This is a genomic window from Staphylococcus caledonicus (genome assembly GCF_016238465.1).
In the GTDB taxonomy this organism is placed as follows: Bacteria; Bacillota; Bacilli; order Staphylococcales; family Staphylococcaceae; genus Staphylococcus; species Staphylococcus caledonicus.
The window spans coordinates 93,047-115,804 of the sequence record NZ_JABTXV010000003.1 but is presented as its reverse complement, the minus strand read 5'-3'; the positions used below and the strand labels follow the sequence as shown (position 1 = coordinate 115,804).

Sequence of the window (22,758 nt, the reverse complement as noted above, 5' to 3'; positions counted from 1 at the left end):
CCCCTTTATATAAGTGAAAATATATTATTTACAATCTATTTTTAATTTTACTTATGATATGCTTCGCCTCGCATGATTTTAAATGCACGGTAAACTTGTTCTATTAAGACGACGCGCATCATTTGGTGTGGGAAGGTCATTTTGCTGAATGAGAGGGCATAGTTACTGCGTTTTAAGATGTCGTCGTGTAGGCCGTTAGATCCGCCTATAATAAATACGAAGTCGCTTTGTCCTTGTGTCATGCGCTGTTGTAGTTCTTTGGCTAAGCTTTCTGATGACAACATTTTGCCTTCTATTTCTAAAGTAATAACTGTTGCCTGTGGTTTGATTTTCGCAAGTAAGCGCTGGCCTTCTTTTTCTTTAACTTGTTCTATTTCTTTGTCACTCATATTTTCTGGTGCTTTTTCATCAGGTACTTCTATAATTTCAATTTTGGAGTAAGGCCCTAGTCTTTTTTCATATTCTGACATTGCCTGTTTCCAATATTTTTCTTTTAATTTCCCTACTGCTAAGATTGTTATCTTCATTTGGTCCTCCAAGTTGTTAACAGTTATCCTACTTATCCACAAGTTATCAACTTGTTAACAGAATTCCCTCTAATTATAACAGGAATGTATATAAATTCTGGCTAAAAATTAAGAAATAATACTAAAATCAAGTTATCCACCTATAAATATGTGGATAAGTCTGTGAATAATGTGAGTATTTCTGTGTGTATTATACACAACAGTGGATAACTTTAGCTATTTTTGGGGATAACTTCAGTGCCGTCTTAAATATTTATTCATCTTTTCTACTCAAAACCATGCTTAAGAGGTTCCATTTTGAATATTCATGTATAGTTTAAATTATTAGATAATTAACTCAAGATATAAAAAAACGACCTACTCTAATTTTCAAAATTATAAGTAGGTCGAACGTCTAATTATTATTATAATGTATAAATCGGTGTAGCTTGTGCTTTGTCTGTATCACATAATAATACTTCTTTTTCCGTATCAATATCATGTTCATTTAGTACTTGTCCCACACTCATACGGGCTAATTCTTTCATATTATTATCTTGAGATAAATGTGACAGATAAATACGTTTAGTATTGCCTGTAATCACGTCTGTCATCGCAAGCCCAGCATCTTCATTTGATACGTGGCCCATATCGCTTAAAATACGTTGTTTAGTCTTCCAAGGATAACGGCACATGCGTAACATATCCACATCATGATTACTTTCAAATACAAAAGCATCACTACCTTGAATCATGCCTTTCATGCGATCTGACACATAACCTGTATCCGTAATCATCGTAAATTTCTTATAGTTATTGTGGAAGATATAAAATTGAGGGTCAATTGCGTCATGTGATACATTAAATGACTCTATATCAAATCCTGCAATAGATTGTGTATCATACGGATTAAATATAAATTTTTGATCCATAGGAATCTTACCATCCTTCTTGTCGATGGCTTTCCACGTGTTCTCATTCGCATAAATAGGTAGTTTATACTTACGTGCGAGAACACCTAATCCTTTAATGTGATCGCTATGCTCATGAGTGACTAATATCCCGTTCAAATCTTCTATATTTCTATCAATTTGGCTAAATAGTTCTTCCATCTTTTTGCCAGTGAGTCCAACATCTACTAATAGACTGCCTTTATCACTTTCAACATACGTGGCATTTCCTGTACTACCACTCGCCAGAACACTCATACGTATCAAGCGGCTCATCCTTTCTACTTCCGACAACTTGCGCTATATTTTAGAGTGCCTTCAGTCTAATCTGCACTCTTTTTTGAAAATGATGAGACTGAGACATTAATAATTTGTGCTCTGGGAAACCGATATACGGTGTCCCAAAAGTAGGATTCTCGGCAGATACCGTCACGATTCGACAAAATTTGAAAAACAATTTTGCTCATCGTTCGGTTCTGCTCAAATCCTAAACACTTTTGTCCCAACCTCATTCCAGTCCTCTAAAATATCTTTATATTATACTATATCAATACAGAAATTAAAGTTCCAATTCCATGTTTATCTTACAAGCCTATCACAAATAACAAAAAAAGTGAGTGCATGAAGTTACCTCCACGCACTCGTCAGAACTTTACTTTTCATCTTCACTTTAGTTATCAATCACTTTTGGATTAGATGATGTTGCTTCTACATAATATGTTTTTGTCTCATTTTTACCTTTATGTTTTACTTTAATTTCCCAGTTGGCTTGTAATAGTTGAACATTCGTTTCTCTCACAACTGAGTAATAACCTAATCGAGCATCTAGCACTTGGTCGCCAGATTTTAAATAACGGTTAAAATACAGTGTCTCGATAGCTTTACGAGGTGTAATAACTTGTTTCTTAGGATTACTGTCACTTGTCGCCGGCTCAATCTTATTCATTACCGTCTGTTTATAACTTGTCGCCTTACCATTATCCACATAGAAACGTAAGCGCGCCTTATTATTATTCATCAACGGATAGCCTTCGTAAGTCTGCTCATACGTTACTGTGTTCGACGTTACATCGCCTAATTGGTACGATTTGCCTCGATATACATTATCCATAATATAATCCTTCAAATCGCTTAGATTACTGTCGCTAACGTTTACCGTTTTATCAATCTCGCCGTTTAACGTATAGCCTGAATCATCCGCTTCAAGCGATGATTCATTTTCAACGTCACTATCGAAATTCTTCGACTTCGCCGTAATCATCTGCATCTCCGTGCCACTCACGTCTTTATTCAATATATCCTTCGCCACTTGAATCTCTTCTTGCTGAAAATTAACTTCATTGTCGCTTTCAGACTCATTAATCTGAGATTTCGTCACCTTATTCACGTAAATAATCACAAGCAGGATGTTAACAAGAATAAACACGAAAATAAACAAGGTCTTCGTTTGTTTCCAATTCATTTATTCAAGCCTCCCATCCTCGTAAGCATACCAATCACCGTTATATTCAACATACCACGTCGGTATAAACTCACTGTTACGTTGTACTTCGATATCTTCTTTATCAGGTCGATTATCTTCTTTGTAGCCAATCGTCATGTTCGTCACTTTTGGAAAATCAATATCCTGATTATTGGCAAGTGCAGAACGCACACTTTCAACGCTCTCAAGTTCTCGTTGTTCACCTTCTAAAGGCACACTTGAACGTAGTAACGCACGTTTATAGTCATACACACCTTTTTCGCCCCATGTCACTTCAATATCATTCAGTTGTTGATCATTGAACGTCGGATGACCGTTAAGGAACAATTGATAAGTCAGTTCACCTGACGAGTTATCTGTACTAAAGAGTCGATAATCGTCGTTGAAGAATCCACCATGTCCATTTACATACTCAAATGTACTTGGAATCGTTGTATCCATATCACTTGAGCTTGATTCATCTTCTGATAAATTCTTGTAGTGATATTTCTTACTTTCATCATTGTAGTTTGCGACACCTGTATTATTGTTATAAGTCGTTGAACCACTTTTACTACTTCGAATAATCACTGAATCATCGAATAAAATGGCATTCATCGTTTCTACAGGAATCGTATCGTACACCATGCGGTAAGAACGCATCTTCTTAGGTTGACTTGGCGCAAACACATGGGTTGCTTTATCGATGGTATCTTTATTGGTGATGACCTCAGAATATTTCTGCATATCGTTGTCTAACTGGTTCATCACATTATTAAAGTTTTTAGCTTTAGCGTTCATTGTCACTTTCATCACTTGGTGACGATCTTTACTAATCGCATATAACTCTAATTTACCTTTAGTATTTTTATTCACTAAAAGACGGTTAAAATTGAAATTCTTAGGTATTTTGGCAGAAGAATTAAGCACTTGTCCTAGGTACGTTTTCAATGGCATATCATAAGTAAAATCTAACACCGTAAAATGATCATTTAACGTTGGAATCGTTAAGTTATAATCCCGTTGCATATGTTCAACTTTACTGACATCGTGGTTTTTCAACGTATTTGAAATTTTAGCTAATTGGTCTCGTGTAGGCGCTATACCTTTTACTTTATCGCCATTCACTTTCACAATCTGGTAAGGTGAAATCACATTATCGATATGCGCAGACATAGGTTTCCCAATAGTTTTAGTATTACTCTTTTTACTATCCGCGCTGTCTAAATTTGTTAAATCTGGAGAAAAGTTCCAAACCATATACGTAAGCACGCCACTCATCATGACTAATAGTATAAGAATGATTGATTTAATATACTCTTTACTCTTCATCCCAATCACCATCGTCTATAACTTCACATGGAAGTGTAATAAATATCGATGTACCTTGTCCTTCGACACTATTAGCCCAAATACGACCATTATGCGCAGCTACAATCTCTTTAGAAATGGCTAGACCTAATCCAGTACCGCCCATTTTACGTGTACGTGCTTTATCTACACGGTAGAAACGATCAAAGATTTTATCTACTTTATTGATTGGAATACCAATACCATTATCTTTAATACGAATTGTCATACGATTGTATAACGTGTTTTGTTTCACGTGGAACTCGACTCGTTTCTCACCACGAGAATACTTCATAGCGTTGGTAATAACGTTATCAAATACCTGTGTCATCTTATCGGGATCGATTTCCGCAAAGATAGTTTCTTGAGGGATTTCACGTACAAATGTTGTATCTTTAGCTGCCATTTGATGTCGATTAATGATTTTATTGATAAACATATTGAAGTCGACAATTTCCTTCGTAATCTGTTCGGATTCGTTGTCCATTTTCGATAATTGAAGTAAGTCATTAACCAGTCGAATCATACGTTCAGTTTCTTCACGTGTTACTGATAGGAAGGATGGTGCTAAGTTCTCATCTTTCCATGCGCCTTCTTCAAGCGCCTCGATATAGCTATTCATAGATGTTAATGGCGTACGTAATTCGTGGGATACGTTGGCTACGAATTCACGACGTTCGCGTTCAATTTGTTGTTGTTCTGTTACATCGTGTAGCACGGCAATGTAACCTGTGACGAAGCCTGTTTCTTGTACAATCGTGCTAAAGTTCACACGCGCAATAATACCTTCGTCTTCATTGATATCTAATAAGAAACTATCATTATTCTCTTGTATCTCATCTAGAGAGAATTCCTCTTCTAAATTTAAGACACTTAACATGTAATAACCGACTAAGTCTTCTTTCGCCATGCCCAGCATTTTAATCGCCATATCATTAACGATACGCACACGACCACGTCTATCTGTCGCAATAATACCGTCACTCATATGCGTGATAACCGAATCAAGACGTCGTTTCTCACTCTCGGTATTTGCTTGAGCTTCTTGTACACGTTTAGATAGGTTATTAAACGCAAGGGCGAGCTCACCAATTTCGTCATTCCCGTAAATCTTAACACGTTGGGTATAGTTACCTTTAGACATCTCTACGGTTTGGTTACGCATATCCGTAATCGGTCGTGTAATGGTCCTTGCGATAAAGAACCCGAGTATGACCGTAATAATCAAGGATATAGCAGTACCAATGATGAAGATTTGGTTAATATTGCTGAGCTGATTATATACATTATTAATATTGGACTCTATGTAAATGTTACCAATCGTCTCGTTGCCACTTTTCACGGGTAAATTGTAAATCCAAATACGCTCTTTACCGTTACCGTAGTCTTTTAATACGTTATGGCTATTCGATTCACCAAGTGATAAGGCTTTTTGAACGGAATTATCATTAACTTTCTGGTTAATTAAATTATGTAATGATAATTTGGCCGTCGCCATGATGATTTGGTCTTTATCGATAAAACGAATTTCTTCGATTTCTTGACGATTGGCATACTCGTTTAGTAAGCTTTGAACTTCTTTTTGCGCATTGGACGGATCGTCTCTATAAATACGCTCAACATTGACTTCAAGTTGTGTCGCATATTGCTTAATGTTCTTCATGAAGTTGTTGGTTAATTCTTTTTCCAAATTATTAGTGAAATACAGGCCAATAATCTGCATTCCAATAATAATTAAGAGTACATAGACAATAACAAGCTTAGTGTGAAGGGATTGTAACTGTTTCAGCCACTTCATATCCGCAAACTCCTAATCATGTTGTTGGAGGAAATATCCAACGCCTCTACGTGTTACGATATATTCTGGATGAGAAGGATCGTCTTCAATCTTCTCACGCAAACGACGGATAGTTACGTCAACTGTACGCACGTCTCCAAAGTAGTCATAACCCCAAACTGTTTGAAGTAAGTGTTCACGCGTCATTACTTGCCCCATATGTTTTGAAAGGTAGTGGAAGAGTTCAAATTCACGGTGTGTTAATTCGATATCTTCGCCACGTTTTTTAATGGAGTAAGCATCTGGATAGATAACAATGTCTTTAATTGTAATTTCGTTTGTCGCATTATTTACTTCTTGAGCTGGTTGTGAATAATGACGACGTAAATTGGCTTTCACACGCGCAATTAATTCACGAGTGCTAAATGGTTTCGTCACATAGTCATCTGCACCAAGTTCAAGGCCTAAAACTTTATCGATTTCAGAGTCTTTTGCCGTTAACATAATAATTGGCATTTCATACTTCTTACGTACTTCACGACATACTTCCATACCGTCACGTCCAGGTAACATGATGTCTAATAGGACGATATCTGGCTCTACTTCATAAATTAAATCTACTGCGTCATTGCCGTCATAGGCACAGTAAACGTCGTAGCCTTCTTTTTTTAAATTAAATTCTAGGATGTCTGCAATTGGCTTTTCGTCATCGATTACAACAACTTTTCTTGCCATATCTATAACCCTCATTTCTCAAATTATAGTTCTCTATTTCAATAATTTTTAGCGTTTTTAGTAAAGAATAATTACGATTTGGCGCGTAAAAAATGTTTATAAACGCACACTCATCTACTATATAATTTACCATTAATATACTTCTAATTCTATGGGCGTGAGAGAGAAATCTAATTTAACCTCAAAGATTTCCTCATCTTCCTCTTACAATATTGACTAGAAATTTAAAAGTATTACTTTAATAAACTTTCGTTCTAATCAATTATTGCCAACATTCAATAAATAATCCGGAAGATTAGTAGTTTAAAGTTTACCACTCTAATATAATATTACAAATATGTTGAATCTCTTGAATAGGGGACGAAAGTCGTAGTGACGCCTATTCCAAGCATTGTTACAAAATTGTGATAACTTCAAACGTTTAAATATCAACATTTATCTTCTTATATAAATAGAAATATTAAAATTGTATTGCGCCGTCATATTCTTGTAACGCAAAGCATCTTGAGCGATATTCTTTTTATTGAGCAGTATTTTATTTTTGAAAAGGAGGATGAGGCGGGACATTAATGTGAAGTGAAAGTAGCTAGATAAAAAGATATAAAAAAATGCCTATCCTATTGGATAAGCAATACGGTCTCGACGGGAATCGAACCCGCGATCTCCTGCGTGACAGGCAGGCGTGTTAACCGCTACACTACGAGACCTACAAAATGGTGACTCCTACGGGACTCGAACCCGTGTTACCGCCGTGAAAGGGCGGTGTCTTAACCGCTTGACCAAGGAGCCATTCTTAAGCACAAGATAGATTATAGCACAGGCCTTATTTTGAAGACAAGACATTTTTTACATAATTTTAATCTTTTTTATAATTTCTTAATTTATTGGATAAAACTTGTCATATCAAGGCTTTGAAGCGTTACAATTCTTTCATTTATCCCCTTTTTACACTTTTGTATTTTATACCTCGTATTGAATGGCTAAGCTTTACGGGGGGAGCCGGACAGAAATCTAATGTACTTCGAAGATTTCGTTGTCCGGCCCCGGCAAGGTTGACTAGAGAGGAAGAAAGTATGGTTTTGACGCATCTTCATCTCAGTCAACTACTGCCAAACGTTGTATTTAAACTTTGGCTAACCTTGTTTCCCCAGGAGTCTCGCCCTCAATACTTCGTATACTTGTATAACTTCATATTATGGATTACTAAGTAGATTATTGTATTGATAAATTTAATTAACAATTACCAAGTCATTTAATCAACTACTCACAAAATAAAAAAATCCAGTTTGGACATTAAGGTATGTCGCAAACTGGATTTTCATTTTCATAAAGAAATTAAAACGAGATATTTTAATTCTTATCTATTACCATAATTGTTCTAATAAGTTTGTTTGTTCACGGTCTGGGCCTACTGAGAAGATTGAAATCTTCACATTACATAATTCTGAAATACGTTCTAAATATCTACGTGCATTGTCAGGTAATTCTTCTAATGTACGGCAACTTGTAATATCTTCTTTCCATCCTGGTAACTCTTCGAAGATTGGTTTACAACGACGTAATTGATCAAGGTTAGCTGGATATTCAGTAATTTCTTCGCCGTCTAATTCGTATGCTGTACAAATTTTCACAGTATCTAAACCTGTAAGCACGTCGATAGAGTTAATAGATAGGTCTGTAATACCGCTCACACGACGAGAGTGACGTAATACGACTGAGTCGAACCAGCCGACACGACGTGGACGTCCAGTTGTTGTACCGTATTCACGGCCAACTTCTCTAATGTGGTGGCCATCTTCATCAAATAATTCAGTTGGGAATGGGCCATCGCCTACACGAGATGTATAAGCTTTACATACACCGATTACTTTAGAAACGAATGTTGGGCCTACGCCAGTACCTACTGTTACATTACCAGCAACAGGGTTACTTGAAGTTACGAAAGGATATGTACCGTGGTCGATATCTAACATCACGCCTTGTGCGCCTTCGAATAATACTTTTTCATCAGCAACAAATGCGTCGTCTAATGTTTTCGCTGTATCCATCACGAATTCTTTTAAGCGTTGACCTGCCGCATAGTATTCGTCAAACATTTCATCAAAGCGTGGGCATGATTCATTAAACATACCTTTGAAATATGCATCTTTAATTTCGATATTTTCTTTTAAGCGACGTTCAAATGTTTCTTTTTCTAATAAATCAGCCATACGGATACCGATACGTTGCGCTTTATCTACATAAGCTGGACCGATACCTTTTTTAGTTGTACCAATTTTATTGTCGCCACGACGACGTTCTTCATATTCATCTTGCGCTAAGTGATAAGGAAGAATCACTTGAGCACGGTTAGAAATGCGTAAGTTACTTGTAGAAATACCACGTTCATTTAAGCCGTCTAATTCTTTCAATAACGCTACTGGATCGACAACAACGCCGTTACCAATCACCGCTAATTTATCTTTATAAAAAATACCTGATGGTACTAAGTGTAATTTATAAGTTTCTCCACCGAACTGGATAGTATGTCCTGCGTTATTACCACCTGAAAAACGTGCAATAACATCCGCTTGTTCCGCTAAGAAATCTGTAATTTTACCTTTACCTTCGTCTCCCCATTGTGTCCCAACTACTACGATTGATGACATGTGAGCACCTCCAAAGTTTTCTCGATTAACCATAAGTATTCTATCAGTCCATCTGGCATAATGCAAATAAAAATCGAACATTAATATTTATACATTTTCCTTTTCTTCTTGAAAATAAATTTCTTTCACAAATGCCTATAAACGCTTACATATCAATATTTCAAAGACTTTTCCATAAAAACCAAGACACATACTAAATGGAAATAAATTCAACTAAAACAAAATAAAAACCGTACATTTAATACAAAAACAAGATTAAAGTACGGTAAAAATAATTACATCATATCGGCATGTGCATAATCGATATCTGTAAATTTATTATATTGTTTCATAAAGTGTAGTTTCACGGTGCCGGTTGGACCGTTACGTTGCTTGGCGATGATAATTTCAATTTCACCATTCTCATCGTTAGACTGTGGTTCCATATTGCCATCGTCGTCTTCACCTTCGCCGCGATTATAATAATCATCACGATATAAGAATGCGACGATATCAGCATCTTGCTCAATCGAACCAGACTCACGAATATCACTCATCATTGGACGTTTATCTTGACGTTGTTCCACGCCACGAGATAACTGACTCAATGCGATAACAGGACATTCTAATTCACGGGCGATTGCTTTTAATGTACGTGAAATTTCAGATACCTCTTGTTGTCTGTTATCTGAAAAGCGTGACCCACTACCTTGAAGTAATTGTAGATAGTCAATCACAATCATGTCTAAGCCATGTTCTTGTTTTAAACGACGGCACTTAGAACGTAAATCTGTAATACGAATACCTGGCGTATCATCGATAAATATCTTCGTACGAGATAGTTTACCTACCGCTATCGTAAAACGATTCCAGTCTTCTTCTGTCATCGTCCCTGTTCTTAAGCGATTGGAATCAACGTTACCGGAACTACAAATCATACGTGTTGCTAGTTGATCGGCACCCATTTCAAGCGAGAATATACCTACCGTGTAACTTCCTTCATGTGTTGCCACTTTTTGGGCAATATTAAGAGCGAAGGCAGTCTTACCTACAGAAGGACGCGCAGCTAAAATAATTAAATCATTACGGTTAAAGCCCGCAGTCATCTGGTCTAAATCACGATAACCAGTTGGAATACCTGGCGTTTGTCCGCTATTTTGATCTAATTCTTCGGCTGTCTCATACACTTGTCCAAGGACGTCTCTAATATCCTTGAAGCCATCGCTTTGACGATTAGAGGATAACTCAAGTATGCGTCGTTCAGCGTCACTTAAAATCGCATCTAATTCAAGTTCATTGTCATAACCGTCGTTGGCAATACTATCGGCAGTTTGTATTAATTTACGTTTTAACGATAAGTTAGCGACGATATTTGTATAATACTGAATATTTCGTGTCGTCGGCACATTATTAGATAGTTCCGCTAAATATTGGGGGCCGCCCGCTTCACTCAACGCACCATCTTTCGTCAATTGATCCATTAATGTGACAACATCAATTTCACCTTGATCTTCACTTAAATTCATCATTGCTCGGAAGATATGTTGGTGGGCGCCTCTATAAAATGACTCAGGAAGTAATACCTCCTGAGTCGTATTAATCAAGTTCGGGTCTATAATAATTGCACCTAAGACAGATTGTTCAGCTTCATTGTTATGGGGCATTTGTCTTTGATCATACATATTATCCATACGTCATTACACCTCTAAATCCAATCCATCCTAAATTTTACCCAAATGCCAGTGCTAATTGTATTATTTTTCTACTGTATGAACTCTAATTGTACCTTCGACTTCTTTGTCTAATTTTACAGGTACATTAGTATAACCTAATGCATGGATACCTTGAGGTAAGTCCATTTTACGTTTATCAATTTTAATATCGTGTTGAGATTTAAGTGCTTCAGCAATTTGTTTTGTACTTACTGAACCAAACAATTTACCACCTTCACCAGTTTTCGCACTTACTTCTACTTCGATATTTTCTAATTTTTCTTTAAGTGCTTTCGCTTCATTAATTTCTTGTTGTCTATCCGCTTCGGCACGTTTATTTTGTTGTTCTAATTGTTTTAAGTTACCAGGAGTTGCTTCAACAGCATAGTTATTTTTAATTAAAAAGTTATTAGCATAGCCTACTGGTACATCTTTAACTTCGCCTTTTTTACCTTTACCTTTAACATCTTGTGTGAAAATTACTTTCATGCGTCTTCACTCCTACTCTTTTGTTCTGTAATTGCTTGTTGTAATTGTTCGATTGCTTCTTCAATCGATAATCCTTTTAATTGTGTGGCAGCATTAGTTAAGTGTCCACCACCACCAAGTGCTTCCATCGTTAATTGAACGTTGATAGAACCTAGTGATCGGGCAGAGATACCAATTAAGTTATCCTCACGTTTAGCTACCACGTATGATGCTTCTATACCCTCTAAACTTAACAACTCATCAGCTGCTTGTGCAACTGTGACGGGATGATAAATTTTGTCATTAGAACCATGGGCAATCGCAATACCATCATCTTGTACTTCAACCGTTCTAATCAGTTCAGAACGATTAATGTACGTATCGACATCATCTTTCAAGAAGTGTTGCGTCAAGATAGTATCTGCACCATGGGCACGAAGATAACTTGCCGCATCGAATGTTCTTGAACCTGTACGCAATGTAAAGTTACGTGTATCGACAATGATACCTGCGTACATTACCGTTGATTCTAAACGAGTTAAACGTTGTTCTGTCGGTTGATACTCTAAGAGTTCCGTCACAAGTTCGGCTGTTGAACTTGCGTATGGTTCCATATAAACCAACAGAGGATTAGAAATAAAGCTTTCGCCACGTCTGTGATGGTCAATAACCACTTTACGGTTCGCTTTATTTAGAATATTTTCATCTAATACCATCTCAGGTTTATGCGTATCTACGACGACAATAGTAGATTTAGAAGTCATCATATCCCAAGCTTCGTCAGACGTTACGAAACGTTCTTTAAGCTCAGGTTTCTTATCGATTTCATCCATCACACGACGTAATGTTGGATCGATATCTTCTTCATTTAGAACGACATACGCCTCTAAGTTATTCATTAATGCGAAACGTGATACCCCGATTGCGGCACCTATCGCATCTAAGTCAGGACGTTTGTGTCCCATAATAATTACTTTATCGCCTTCAGTTAAAATGTCTTTCAAGGCGTGAGAAATCACTCGTGCTCTTACACGTGTACGTTTCTCCATTGGGTCAGTCTTACCGCCGTAGAAGCGGACGTTACCATTCATATTTTTGATGGCAACTTGGTCACCACCACGACCTAACGCTAAATCAAGACCGGATTGTGATAATTCCCCAAGATCGATTAAGTTCTCGGTGCCTTCACCGACACCAATACTTAATGTTAATTGGGCACGGTAGCCGACACTTTTCTCACGTAACTGACTGAGAATTTCAAAGTTCGACTCTTCAATTTCTGCTAGAATTTTTTGATTTAAATACGCTACGAATTGGTCAGAGCTATAACGCTTAAAGTAAATATTATATTCTGACGCCCAACGACTAATCACTCGTGTCACCATTGAGTTGATTTCAGAGCGTTGCGTATCATTCATATTTTGCGTAATCTCATCATAATTATCTAGGAAAAGGGTTGCAATAATAGGTTTCGATTCTTCATATAATGCGTGTGTTTGTACTTCATTTGTAATATCGAAGAAGTATAAACAATTTTCTTCCTCGGCATGACGTACATGATAATGATATGGACCATGTTCGATTTCAACTTCTTGAATCTTTTCAAGCTGCTTTAAAATATTCGGAAACACTTCATTAACTGGTTCTGAGATGACGTTCGTTTCTAAGTGTTCAGACATATACTGGTTGATCCATTCAATATGATCATCGGCATCAAGTACGACCATACCAATTGGCAGACGTTTGATTGCTTTATTGCTACCAGCCGAGACATGACCACTTAAGTTATCCACATAGTTATCCATTTTTAATAATGCTTGTCTTACTAACACGATGCTAATAATAATCATCACGACTAGAATAGCAGCGGCAATCGTAGCTACCAATGGCTTAAAGATAAACCATACAACGACAAGTGCTATCGCAGTAAGTACCATCAAAATGTAAGGTATAAGTAATGCCTTTTTTGTGGATTGACGGTTCATTCTTCCACCTCTATTCACTTTTTAAAGTCATTTTTTAATCATTCGTTTTAAATTAATTCCTAAATCAAGTACCCCAAGTAATGCAACAATATGTGTTGCCGGCGTTAAAATTGTCCCCACGACCATTAACAATATCGTTACAGCATCTGGCATACGTCTTGCTTTACCAAAGAAATGAATTAAACTCAATCCTTGAATATACATCAATAATGATAACACAACTTCAAAATTTAACACGATACTTTGGAAAGTACTTGGCTGAGTCGCGAACATCACGCACAGCAAGACAATCATGTAAATCCATAATAATGAACGATTCATTTGCCAAGCAAATAAAGGTTTGAAAATCGGTGTAGCTACTTTAAATTTACGTACAATCGGAAATGTAATAATTAAACTAATTAAAACAAGAATAAAAATTCCGATGATAATAAAACTTGGAAGTTGTACTGCCATTTGGCGGAAGCTTTCTTCTAATAGCGTTTTATAATCATACTCCACGCCTGATGTAACAATGGCGCTATGCATTGCATCTTTGAAAGGTTTAATAAGTGTTGTTGCACTTGGTATTTTTTTGAATACTTGTAATAACATTAATGCGACTAAAGCAAATATACTTAAATATGTAGTTGCTATATATAAGATGCGTTCTTTAGAAGCACGTTCTTTTAATAATTGGCCAATAATAAAGCTAAGTAGTAAAACTAAAATCATGGCACTTAATACAAATGTATTACCTAATAGAGTGGTTAAAATAACTGTGACTAACGCAGCAACTCCAAATGATGGAACGGATTTGTTCCATAGAATAATCCCTGGAATTGTGGCGAATAAACATAGTATCAAACCAAGTATCGGTAACACATACGTGATTAAAGCAACAATAACGAGCGCAATTGTTCCTAAAATCGTCGCTTTAAGGTGTACTTTTGAAAACACATTTGCCACTCCCATACTTTTTGACTGTAACTTCTATTTTAACCTCTATACAAGATTAAAACAAATGTATAGAAATAGTGCTTAGCACACTCATTAGTCGTTGGTTTAGTGGCACTATTGCGGTAATCCGCTTCCATTATTTTCGTTTGAAATTCGTTACTTTTAGAAAATGATATAAGTTCGGTGCCCAATCATTAAAGTTTAATAAGAAGCCGTCATGTCCTACATTGTCTGGCACAAAGAAATGACGATGATATTTAAACCGCTCCCCTACCGCTCTCACTTGGTCATCTGGATACAATAAATCATCAGTAAAGCCCATCGTAAGTACTTTAGTATCTAAAGATTGAAAGACCTCGTCTACGTCTACACGGCCACGGTCGATATTATGGCTATCTAAGACATTCAACATTGTTAAGTAACAGGATAAATCATACGTTTCTTTAAACTTATTGCCTTGATAACGTTGATAACTAACCACCTCGTCTGGAGAGAAGCGTTGATCATAACTTTTAGACGACCGGTACGTTAGAAAGCCTAATTGACGTGCAATACTTAGTCCTTCTTTACCTCCAAGATGAATGGCTTCACGTGCAATTTCATTAAATGCTCGGCTATAGGAGGACGTTTTATCAGTGGCTGCTAGGATAACTGCTTTATCGACTTGGAACTGGTTATTATAGAGTAATTCCATCACCTGCATGCCACCTAGACTTCCACCGATCAAGATATTAATTCTTTCGAAGCCGAGTTCTTGAATGCCCTTTTCAATCGCCTTAGCAATATCTCTTAGTGTTAATTGTTTGGGAAAATGTGTATCCGTTACGGGAGAGCTTGAGCCGAATGGGCTACCAATAACGTTAAATGTAAGGAACTGATAATCGTAGATAGGCATATAGCCACCGTCGATAATTTCACGCCACCAACCAGGATGTTCATCAGTACCATATGTTAAATGATTACCAGTTAGCGCATGACAGACGACTACAAGTGGTTGACCTGAGTATCCTACATGTTCGTAGCGTAATTGTAGATTCTCAATCATTTCACCTGATTCTGTTGTAAATCGTCCTAAGTTTAATGTGTCTACCGTATAATTTGTCATACGCTTTCCTCCTTTGGATAAAAAAATCGCTCCATACTCTTTAGAAGTATGAAGCGATGTGCTTATTACTTATCATCCGAGTATCTCGTTGGTTGTAGCACCGTACATAAATGCCGGTTGCTGAAGTTTCATAGGGCCGCGTCCCTCCACTTCTCTCAATAAGTTTATATTGTTTAGTTTTTACACTTTGTAACTGTTTTACTTAAATTTATTTTATCTAATTACATTTGTAACTTCAATAGCTAGCTGTAGGGTTCTGCCTTTTAAAAGAAAAAACGTAAACCAGCAATGAGTGCGATACCTACTAGTATGGTAATCGTCAGGCTACGTGTAATGAGTGCAATGAAAATGATTGGGATCGTTGCAATGATGAACGGAATATTGAGTGTGTAACCTTGTACGCCATCTTGTTGAACGATAATGCCATCTAAGATGAGTGCCGTGAATAAGGTAATGGGTATAAATGATAACCACTTAATTACCGTTTCTGAAAGTTGAATACGTGAAATCATAAGAAATGGGATAACGCGGACGATTAGCGTTACGAGCCCACATAAAACGATTAGTATTAACGTATGCCAAGATGTCGTCATTTATCCATCACCACCCCTAATGTTGCTGCAAAGATTGATGCGATAAGAATCGCGCCGTATGAAGGTATAAACCAACTTAGAATTAACATCATTACGATGACACTCGCAATTAATACAAGATATACTTTAAGTTTTGAACGTGTAATCGACTCAAATTGTGCCATTGCTAAAAAGATGAACATCGCCGTAATAGCGAAATCAAGTCCCAACATCTCTGGATTAGAGATATATTTACCGAATACTGCGCCGGCCACACTTGCAAGCGCCCAAAATATGTAAGCAGTTAAGTTCAAACCGTGTAACCAACGATCGTTTATCTTCTCCCCTTTTAAATGAGGTGTAACCGCTACGCCAAATGTTTCATCGGTTAAGATTGACGATAAGCCTATACGGTTCCAAACGCTATAATTTCTATAACTTGGTGCTAATGTCATTGATAATAGGAAAAAACGTGAATTGACGATAAAAGTGGTTAATACTATGGCCGAAGTCGGTGTACCTGCTATGACAAGTACGCAGATGATAAATTGCGCTGCCCCAGCATAGACTAGTAAACATAGTAATAAGATTTCTAATATACTGAAATGTTGTGAAGCCGCCACGATTCCGAATGACAAACCAATTCCAATATATCCTAATAACGTAGGAATACATTCCTTGACCCCTTGTTTAAATGTCACATGTGACGTCATCCTTTTACCCCCTTTGTTCCACTCGTTTTCACAAGTAAATATATAATTAAATTTAGTCTAATACACTAGTTTAAGAGTAGCAACACACTTAGACGTCAGGTTGTGTGACGTAAGACTAACAGACGTGTTAAAACATTGATTTATCAATGTTTTTTGAGTTCTCTATTTTTAGGTTAAAATTTCCACTTACCCCACATAAGGTAGTCTAAAAAGACGTTATTCACTTTATTACTTTATTAAGAAAAAGCAGGATTTTACGTTGAAAAATGCTTATATATAAATAGAGTTGATATGACAATTAAAAAAGCGTTGAAACTATCTATTTAAGATAGCCTCAACGCTAAATGTATGAGTTATAACTTAGCCGTTTACTGGACGAATTTCAGTTTTACCACCCATGTATGGAACTAATGCATCTGGAATTGTGATTGAACCGTCTTCGTTTTGATAGTTCTCAACGACAGCGGCAAATGTACGTCCAACAGCAAGACCACTACCGTTTAATGTGTGTGCTAATTCTGGTTTAGCATCTGCATTACGTTTGAAGCGGATGTTTGCACGACGCGCTTGGAAATCAGTACAGTTTGAGCAAGAACTAATTTCTTTGTAGTTGTCATAGCTTGGTAACCAAACTTCTAAGTCGTATGTTTTACTTGCACTGAAGCCGATGTCTCCTGTACATAAGATTACACGACGATATGGTAATTTTAATTCTTCTAAGATAGCTTCAGCATTTTTAGTCATATCTTCTAAAGCATCCCAAGAATCTTCAGGTTTTTCGATACGTACCATTTCAACTTTGTCGAATTGGTGTAAACGGATTAAACCTCTTGTATCTCTACCAGCAGATCCCGCTTCACTACGGAAACATGCAGTTTGTGCAGTGAATTTTTCAGGTAATACATTTGGTGGGATAATTTCGTCTCTGTAGAAGTTTGTTAATGGCACTTCTGCAGTTGGAATAGTGTAAAGACCTTCTTTTTCAACTTTGAATAAATCTTCTTCGAATTTAGGTAATTGACCTGTACCAAACATAGTATCAGCGTTAACTAATTGTGGTGTAAACATTTCAGTGTAACCGTGTTGTGTTGTATGTTTAGTAAGCATGTAGTTCATTAATGCACGTTCTAATAATGCACCGTCTCTAGTTAAGTATACGAAACGTGCTCCTGATACTTTTGCTGCACGTTCAAAGTCAGCCATTTTTAATTCTTCAACTAAATCCCAGTGTGCTTTTGGTTCGAAGTTGAATTCACGAGGTGTACCCCATTTTTTCACTTCAACGTTCTCTTCGTCTGAAGCACCTTGTGGCACATCGTCTGCGATTAAGTTAGGAATACGAATTAAGATATCTCTAACTTTATTATCTACTTCATTTAATTTAGCATCGTTTTCTTTGATTTCGTCACCAAGTTCACGCATTTCTTTGATAACGTCATCAGCGTTTTCTTTATTACGTTTCTTTTCAGCGATTTCTTCACTTACTTTGTTACGACGTGCTTTCATATCTTCAGTTTTACCAATGAGTTGACGACGTTGATTATCTAATTCTAAGACCTCATCAACTACTTTTGGATCATCTCCACGTAATTCAATTTTGCTCTTAACTTTATCAGGTTCTTCTCTAAATTGTCTGATGTCTAACATATTAACTTCATCCTTCCCATTTTTTTAAAAGTTTATTAAGAATGGCAACTTTTAAATATAAAAAAGACCACGTCCCCCTACAAGGGACGTGGTCTACGCGTTGCCACCCTATTTAACAACTTGATACATAAGATGCACCAAATTGCACTTTACCAATATAACGGTTCTTACCGATTGTTCACATATAGTAGGTAGATTCGCATAACTGTTAATTACTTGTTCACACTCAACACAAGCTCTCTGAAATTAACCGATTATGTTACTTGTCCTACGAACAATAACTTATTAAGTTATTTTTAATATAGCAAAGTCTTTTGAAATTATCAAGCAATTGTTAATATTAAAAATTATTATTAATTTAAACGTTTTCATTATCAACAAAATTAGAACTTAAATTATTCCTGAAATAGTGTTGACGAAAGTCGAATCCAGGTATAATATTTTCTATTGTATTTAAAAGTCGAGGGCGTAGAGAAGTCTGAGTTGTTCGCTACAACTGTAAAGTTCAGGCTATATCTATTTAGTGTAGAAAGGTTCCACACCTTATAAGGGAGGTTTATTTATGGAAACATTAAATTCAGTTACTATTCCTAAAAGAAATGATGAAACGCATAAAGGTGATTATGGCAAGATTTTGCTTATTGGTGGTAGTGCCAATTTAGGGGGCGCCATTATGTTAGCAGCGCGTGCGTGTGTATATAGTGGTAGTGGCTTAATCACAGTGGCCACACATCCAACTAATCATGCGGCGATTCATTCACGTTGTCCGGAAGCCATGGTTATTGATATTAATGATACGAAGATGTTAACTAAAATGATTGAGAATACAGATAGTATTTTAATCGGTCCAGGGCTCGGTATCGATTTCAAAGGTAATAATGCAATTACATTTTTACTTCAAAATATACAGCCTCATCAAAACTTAATTGTTGATGGAGATGCAATTACAATATTTAGTAAATTGAAACCTGATATTCCTACATGTCGTGTGATCTTCACACCACATCAAAAAGAATGGGAACGTTTAAGCGGTATTCCTATTGAAGAACAAACGTATGAACGTAATAGAGAAGCTGTGAATAAATTAGGTGCAACGGTTGTGTTGAAAAAACACGGTACAGAAATCTTCTTTAAAGACGAAGAGTACAAACTTGCTATCGGTACACCTGCAATGGCGACAGGTGGCATGGGCGACACATTAGCTGGAATGATTACTAGTTTCGTTGGTCAATTTGATAATTTAAAAGACGCTGTAACTAGCGCGACATATACACATAGTTATATTGGAGAAAAACTATCTGAAACAATGTATGTTGTTCCACCTTCACATTTAATAAGTGAAATCCCATACGTGATGAAAGAATTAGAAAAATAAAGATTTGCATATAAAATAAGACTACCCTCAGCAGGGTAGTCTTATTTGTTATTAGTTATTAATTATTCATTATTATCTTCGTCGTCAGAAGCGTTTTCTATATCTTCGTTAACACGATCCATGAAGTCTTCTCTTACTTCAATACGTTCATCATCATCATCGGATGTAGTGTCCGCTTCTTCTACTTCGGTATGCAATGCGTTACCTGGTGTCTCATCTTCAACGACTTGTTCACTAGGGCTTTCAGTACTTTCTAAGCTTGCATTATCTTCCGCTTGAGCCGCTTCAGTAGCATCTGCATCTTCTGTTTTATCAATTACTTTCGCTACTGTAGAAACAAATTGCTCTTCGCCTAATTTCATTAGACGTACACCTTGAGCTGCACGACCATTTTGTGAAATATCTTCAACATCAAGTCGTATAATTACGCCACCGTTTGTGACAATCATCAAGTCTTCTTCGCCAGTTACTGTTGTGATACATACAATATTACCATTACGTTCTGTAATTTTAGCAGTCTTGATACCTTTACCGCCTCGGTTAGATAAGCGATATTCACTTACTGGCGTACGTTTACCGTAACCATTTTCAGTAACTACTAAAACTTCATCTTCGCTCTCTGCATGAGCCACGTCTAAACCAACGACCACGTCTTCATCACGTAATGAGATACCTCTTACACCCGCTGCAGTACGGCCTAATGGACGTAACTTCGTTTCAGGGAATCGGATAAGTGACGCATGTGATGTACCAAGTAAGATATCTTGGTGGCCATCAGTAAGTCGCACGGCAATCAGTTCATCATCTTCTTTGAAACCAATCGCAATCTTACCGTTTTTATTGATGTGTGAGAAGTTACTTAACGCAGAACGTTTCACAATACCTCGTTTAGTAGCGAAGACTAAGTAGCTATCTTCATCTTCAAGGTTTCTAACGGCAATCATCGTACTAATCACTTCGTCAGTATCAAGTTCGATCGCGTTAATGACTGGTATACCTTTAGATTGACGTGAAAGTTCAGGTACTTCGTAACCTTTAAGTTTGTAGACACGACCTTTATTCGTAAAGAATAAGACGTTATCGTGTGTACTTAACGTTACAAGTTGACTTACGAAGTCTTCTTCTAAAGTATTCATACCTTGTACGCCACGACCACCACGATTTTGTGCGCGATATGTAGATACAGGTAAACGTTTAATATAGTTGTTATGACTTAATGTAATAACGATTTGTTCTTCAGGAATTAAGTCTTCATCTTCAATATCATCTAATCCACCTAATTGGATTTCAGTACGACGTTCATCACCATAACGTTCTTTAATTTCAGTAAGTTCGTCACGGACTAATTGAAGTAAGACTTCCTCGTCTGCGAGAATTTTTTCTAATTCAGAAATGTAGTTAAGTAAATCATTATATTCCGCTTCAATCTTATCGCGTTCTAAACCTGTTAAACGTCTTAAACGCATATCAAGAATAGCTTGTGCTTGGCGTTCTGAAAGTTTAAAACGTTCTTGTAACGTTTCCATCGCAATTTTATCCGTATCAGATTCACGAATAGTTGAGATGATTTGGTCGATATGGTCTAACGCAATACGTAAACCTTCTAAGATATGAGCGCGATCTTTCGCTTTTCTTAAGTTATATTCCGTACGACGACGTACCACAACTTTTTGATGCTCTAAATATTCAACTAGGGCATCTTTTAAGTTGATTAACTTAGGTCGGCCATTTACAAGCGCAATCATGTTTACACCGAATGACGTTTGTAATGGTGTTTGTTTATATAAATTATTTAGAATAACGTTTGCATTCGCATCTTTACGTACATCAATCACGACTCTTACGCCTGTACGTAAACTTGTTTCATCACGTAAGTCTGTAATACCTTCAATTTTCTTCTCACGTACAAGTTCAGCGATTTTCTCAATCATACGTGCTTTATTAACTTGATATGGAATTTCAGTTACGACGATACGTTGACGTCCGCCACCACGTTCTTCAATTTCCGCACGTGCACGCATTTGAACAGACCCACGTCCAGTTTCAAATGCTCTTCGGATACCACTTTTCCCTAGGATTAAGCCCGCCGTTGGAAAATCAGGCCCCTGAATATCTTCCATAAGTTCTGCAATAGTAACGTCTGGATTTTTACTTAAACGTAAAACGCCATCGATGACTTCAGTTAAGTTATGAGGAGGAATATTAGTAGCCATACCTACCGCAATACCTGATGCACCATTCACTAGAAGGTTAGGGAAACGAGCAGGTAAGACTTCCGGCTCTCTTTCTGTACCATCGTAGTTATCTAAGAAATCGATTGTATCTTTATTAATATCACGTAAAAGTTCCAAGGTAATCTTAGTCATTTTCGCTTCGGTATAACGCATGGCAGCAGCGCCATCGCCATCCATAGAACCAAAGTTACCTTGCCCGTCGATAAGCGGATAACGATAGCTGAATGTTTGAGCCATTCTAACCATGGCGTCATAAATTGAAGAGTCACCATGCGGGTGATATTTACCCATTACGTCCCCGACGATACGTGCCGATTTTTTATAAGGTTTGTCAGGTGTCATGCCCTGTTCATTTAAACCGTATAAAATACGACGGTGTACAGGTTTTAAACCATCACGTACATCTGGTAAGGCACGTGAAACGATAACGCTCATTGCATAGTCTAAGAATGATTCGCGCATTTCGCTGGTTATATTTCGTTCATTAATTCTTGATTGAGGTAAGTCAGCCATCAAGATATCCTCCTTCTGTAATCAGTTCATTCATAACTTAGTAAGACTGTCGTAACAGTTGTATATAGAGTGAGGTTGAATCATTATT

At 36.9% G+C, this 22,758-nt stretch carries 17 protein-coding genes, 2 tRNA genes, 1 riboswitch and 1 other annotated feature; of the genes, 1 reads left to right on the top strand and 18 read right to left on the bottom strand.

Annotated elements, in window-relative coordinates; all coding sequences use genetic code 11:
* Positions 1-47: 47 nt before the first annotated feature.
* From rlmH to serS, 17 genes are all read right to left on the bottom strand, one after another.
* On the bottom strand, positions 48-527 hold the full coding sequence (rlmH, locus tag HS848_RS10275; protein WP_198612247.1) for a 23S rRNA (pseudouridine(1915)-N(3))-methyltransferase RlmH: 480 nt from the start codon (positions 525-527) through the stop codon (positions 48-50).
* Positions 528-931: 404 nt separating this feature from the next.
* Positions 932-1,732, bottom strand: coding sequence for an MBL fold metallo-hydrolase (locus HS848_RS10270; protein WP_198612246.1), 801 nt, complete (start codon positions 1,730-1,732; stop codon positions 932-934).
* A gap of 394 nt (positions 1,733-2,126) precedes the next feature.
* Complete coding sequence (locus tag HS848_RS10265) at positions 2,127-2,918, bottom strand: two-component system regulatory protein YycI (RefSeq protein WP_107507649.1); 792 nt, start codon at positions 2,916-2,918, stop codon at positions 2,127-2,129.
* The gene (locus HS848_RS10260; RefSeq protein ID WP_198612245.1) at positions 2,919-4,250 is read right to left on the bottom strand and encodes a YycH family regulatory protein; all 1,332 of its coding nucleotides are present in this window, start codon (positions 4,248-4,250) and stop codon (positions 2,919-2,921) included.
* The gene (walK, locus tag HS848_RS10255) at positions 4,240-6,066 is read right to left on the bottom strand and encodes a cell wall metabolism sensor histidine kinase WalK (RefSeq protein ID WP_198612244.1); all 1,827 of its coding nucleotides are present in this window, start codon (positions 6,064-6,066) and stop codon (positions 4,240-4,242) included. Before walK ends, HS848_RS10260 begins: the two co-directional genes overlap by 11 nt.
* Before the next feature lie 12 nt (positions 6,067-6,078).
* Entirely contained in the window at positions 6,079-6,780 is a 702-nt protein-coding gene (gene yycF / locus HS848_RS10250; protein ID WP_103166468.1) for a response regulator YycF, read from the bottom strand.
* A 634-nt stretch (positions 6,781-7,414) separates the two neighbouring features.
* A tRNA-Asp gene (locus HS848_RS10245) sits at positions 7,415-7,487 on the bottom strand.
* A gap of 7 nt (positions 7,488-7,494) precedes the next feature.
* Positions 7,495-7,569 (bottom strand) — tRNA-Glu (locus tag HS848_RS10240).
* Between the two features lie 575 nt (positions 7,570-8,144).
* On the bottom strand, positions 8,145-9,428 hold the full coding sequence (locus HS848_RS10235; RefSeq protein ID WP_198612243.1) for an adenylosuccinate synthase: 1,284 nt from the start codon (positions 9,426-9,428) through the stop codon (positions 8,145-8,147).
* A gap of 275 nt (positions 9,429-9,703) precedes the next feature.
* Positions 9,704-11,098 (bottom strand): replicative DNA helicase, encoded by a 1,395-nt coding sequence (dnaB, locus tag HS848_RS10230; RefSeq protein WP_103166470.1) that lies wholly within the window; start codon positions 11,096-11,098, stop codon positions 9,704-9,706.
* A 63-nt stretch (positions 11,099-11,161) separates the two neighbouring features.
* Complete coding sequence (gene rplI / locus HS848_RS10225) at positions 11,162-11,608, bottom strand: 50S ribosomal protein L9 (protein WP_103166471.1); 447 nt, start codon at positions 11,606-11,608, stop codon at positions 11,162-11,164.
* Positions 11,605-13,572: a DHH family phosphoesterase gene (locus tag HS848_RS10220; RefSeq protein WP_198612242.1), complete on the bottom strand. Its 1,968-nt coding sequence runs from the start codon at positions 13,570-13,572 to the stop codon at positions 11,605-11,607. Before HS848_RS10220 ends, rplI begins: the two co-directional genes overlap by 4 nt.
* A 27-nt stretch (positions 13,573-13,599) precedes the next feature.
* On the bottom strand, positions 13,600-14,526 hold the full coding sequence (locus HS848_RS10215; RefSeq protein ID WP_198612241.1) for a YybS family protein: 927 nt from the start codon (positions 14,524-14,526) through the stop codon (positions 13,600-13,602).
* A gap of 121 nt (positions 14,527-14,647) precedes the next feature.
* Complete coding sequence (gene metX / locus HS848_RS10210; protein ID WP_198612240.1) at positions 14,648-15,616, bottom strand: homoserine O-acetyltransferase MetX; 969 nt, start codon at positions 15,614-15,616, stop codon at positions 14,648-14,650.
* Between the two features lie 66 nt (positions 15,617-15,682).
* Positions 15,683-15,781, bottom strand: a riboswitch (SAM riboswitch).
* Between the two features lie 98 nt (positions 15,782-15,879).
* The gene (locus HS848_RS10205; protein WP_198612239.1) at positions 15,880-16,209 is read right to left on the bottom strand and encodes an AzlD domain-containing protein; all 330 of its coding nucleotides are present in this window, start codon (positions 16,207-16,209) and stop codon (positions 15,880-15,882) included.
* Positions 16,206-16,901: an AzlC family ABC transporter permease gene (locus tag HS848_RS10200; RefSeq protein WP_198612238.1), complete on the bottom strand. Its 696-nt coding sequence runs from the start codon at positions 16,899-16,901 to the stop codon at positions 16,206-16,208. Before HS848_RS10200 ends, HS848_RS10205 begins: the two co-directional genes overlap by 4 nt.
* A 360-nt stretch (positions 16,902-17,261) precedes the next feature.
* A complete protein-coding gene (serS, locus tag HS848_RS10195; protein ID WP_107507658.1) occupies positions 17,262-18,548 on the bottom strand; it encodes a serine--tRNA ligase in 1,287 nt (428 codons plus the stop codon).
* A 79-nt stretch (positions 18,549-18,627) separates the two neighbouring features.
* Positions 18,628-18,834, bottom strand: a binding site (T-box leader).
* Between the two features lie 276 nt (positions 18,835-19,110).
* Between serS and HS848_RS10190 the strand changes: the two genes are divergently transcribed.
* Positions 19,111-19,923 (top strand): NAD(P)H-hydrate dehydratase, encoded by an 813-nt coding sequence (locus tag HS848_RS10190; protein WP_107507659.1) that lies wholly within the window; start codon positions 19,111-19,113, stop codon positions 19,921-19,923.
* Between the two features lie 62 nt (positions 19,924-19,985).
* Here the strand turns inward: HS848_RS10190 and gyrA are convergent, their stop codons facing one another.
* Positions 19,986-22,670 (bottom strand): DNA gyrase subunit A, encoded by a 2,685-nt coding sequence (gyrA, locus tag HS848_RS10185; protein ID WP_198612237.1) that lies wholly within the window; start codon positions 22,668-22,670, stop codon positions 19,986-19,988.
* Positions 22,671-22,758: the final 88 nt, after the last annotated feature.

What these genes read in the sequence shown, in the direction of transcription:
- rplI (WP_103166471.1), bottom strand. Translation starts at nt 11,608, where the DNA reads ATGAAAGTAATTTTCACACAAGATGTTAAAGGTAAAGGTAAAAAAGGC.
- HS848_RS10200 (WP_198612238.1), bottom strand. Translation starts at nt 16,901, where the DNA reads ATGACGTCACATGTGACATTTAAACAAGGGGTCAAGGAATGTATTCCT.
- serS (WP_107507658.1), bottom strand. Translation starts at nt 18,548, where the DNA reads ATGTTAGACATCAGACAATTTAGAGAAGAACCTGATAAAGTTAAGAGC.
- HS848_RS10270 (WP_198612246.1), bottom strand. Translation starts at nt 1,732, where the DNA reads ATGAGCCGCTTGATACGTATGAGTGTTCTGGCGAGTGGTAGTACAGGA.
- HS848_RS10235 (WP_198612243.1), bottom strand. Translation starts at nt 9,428, where the DNA reads ATGTCATCAATCGTAGTAGTTGGGACACAATGGGGAGACGAAGGTAAA.
- HS848_RS10205 (WP_198612239.1), bottom strand. Translation starts at nt 16,209, where the DNA reads ATGACGACATCTTGGCATACGTTAATACTAATCGTTTTATGTGGGCTC.
- dnaB (WP_103166470.1), bottom strand. Translation starts at nt 11,098, where the DNA reads ATGGATAATATGTATGATCAAAGACAAATGCCCCATAACAATGAAGCT.
- HS848_RS10260 (WP_198612245.1), bottom strand. Translation starts at nt 4,250, where the DNA reads ATGAAGAGTAAAGAGTATATTAAATCAATCATTCTTATACTATTAGTC.
- HS848_RS10215 (WP_198612241.1), bottom strand. Translation starts at nt 14,526, where the DNA reads ATGGGAGTGGCAAATGTGTTTTCAAAAGTACACCTTAAAGCGACGATT.
- HS848_RS10265 (WP_107507649.1), bottom strand. Translation starts at nt 2,918, where the DNA reads ATGAATTGGAAACAAACGAAGACCTTGTTTATTTTCGTGTTTATTCTT.
- yycF (WP_103166468.1), bottom strand. Translation starts at nt 6,780, where the DNA reads ATGGCAAGAAAAGTTGTTGTAATCGATGACGAAAAGCCAATTGCAGAC.
- gyrA (WP_198612237.1), bottom strand. Translation starts at nt 22,670, where the DNA reads ATGGCTGACTTACCTCAATCAAGAATTAATGAACGAAATATAACCAGC.
- rlmH (WP_198612247.1), bottom strand. Translation starts at nt 527, where the DNA reads ATGAAGATAACAATCTTAGCAGTAGGGAAATTAAAAGAAAAATATTGG.
- metX (WP_198612240.1), bottom strand. Translation starts at nt 15,616, where the DNA reads ATGACAAATTATACGGTAGACACATTAAACTTAGGACGATTTACAACA.
- HS848_RS10220 (WP_198612242.1), bottom strand. Translation starts at nt 13,572, where the DNA reads ATGAACCGTCAATCCACAAAAAAGGCATTACTTATACCTTACATTTTG.
- walK (WP_198612244.1), bottom strand. Translation starts at nt 6,066, where the DNA reads ATGAAGTGGCTGAAACAGTTACAATCCCTTCACACTAAGCTTGTTATT.
- HS848_RS10190 (WP_107507659.1), top strand. Translation starts at nt 19,111, where the DNA reads ATGGAAACATTAAATTCAGTTACTATTCCTAAAAGAAATGATGAAACG.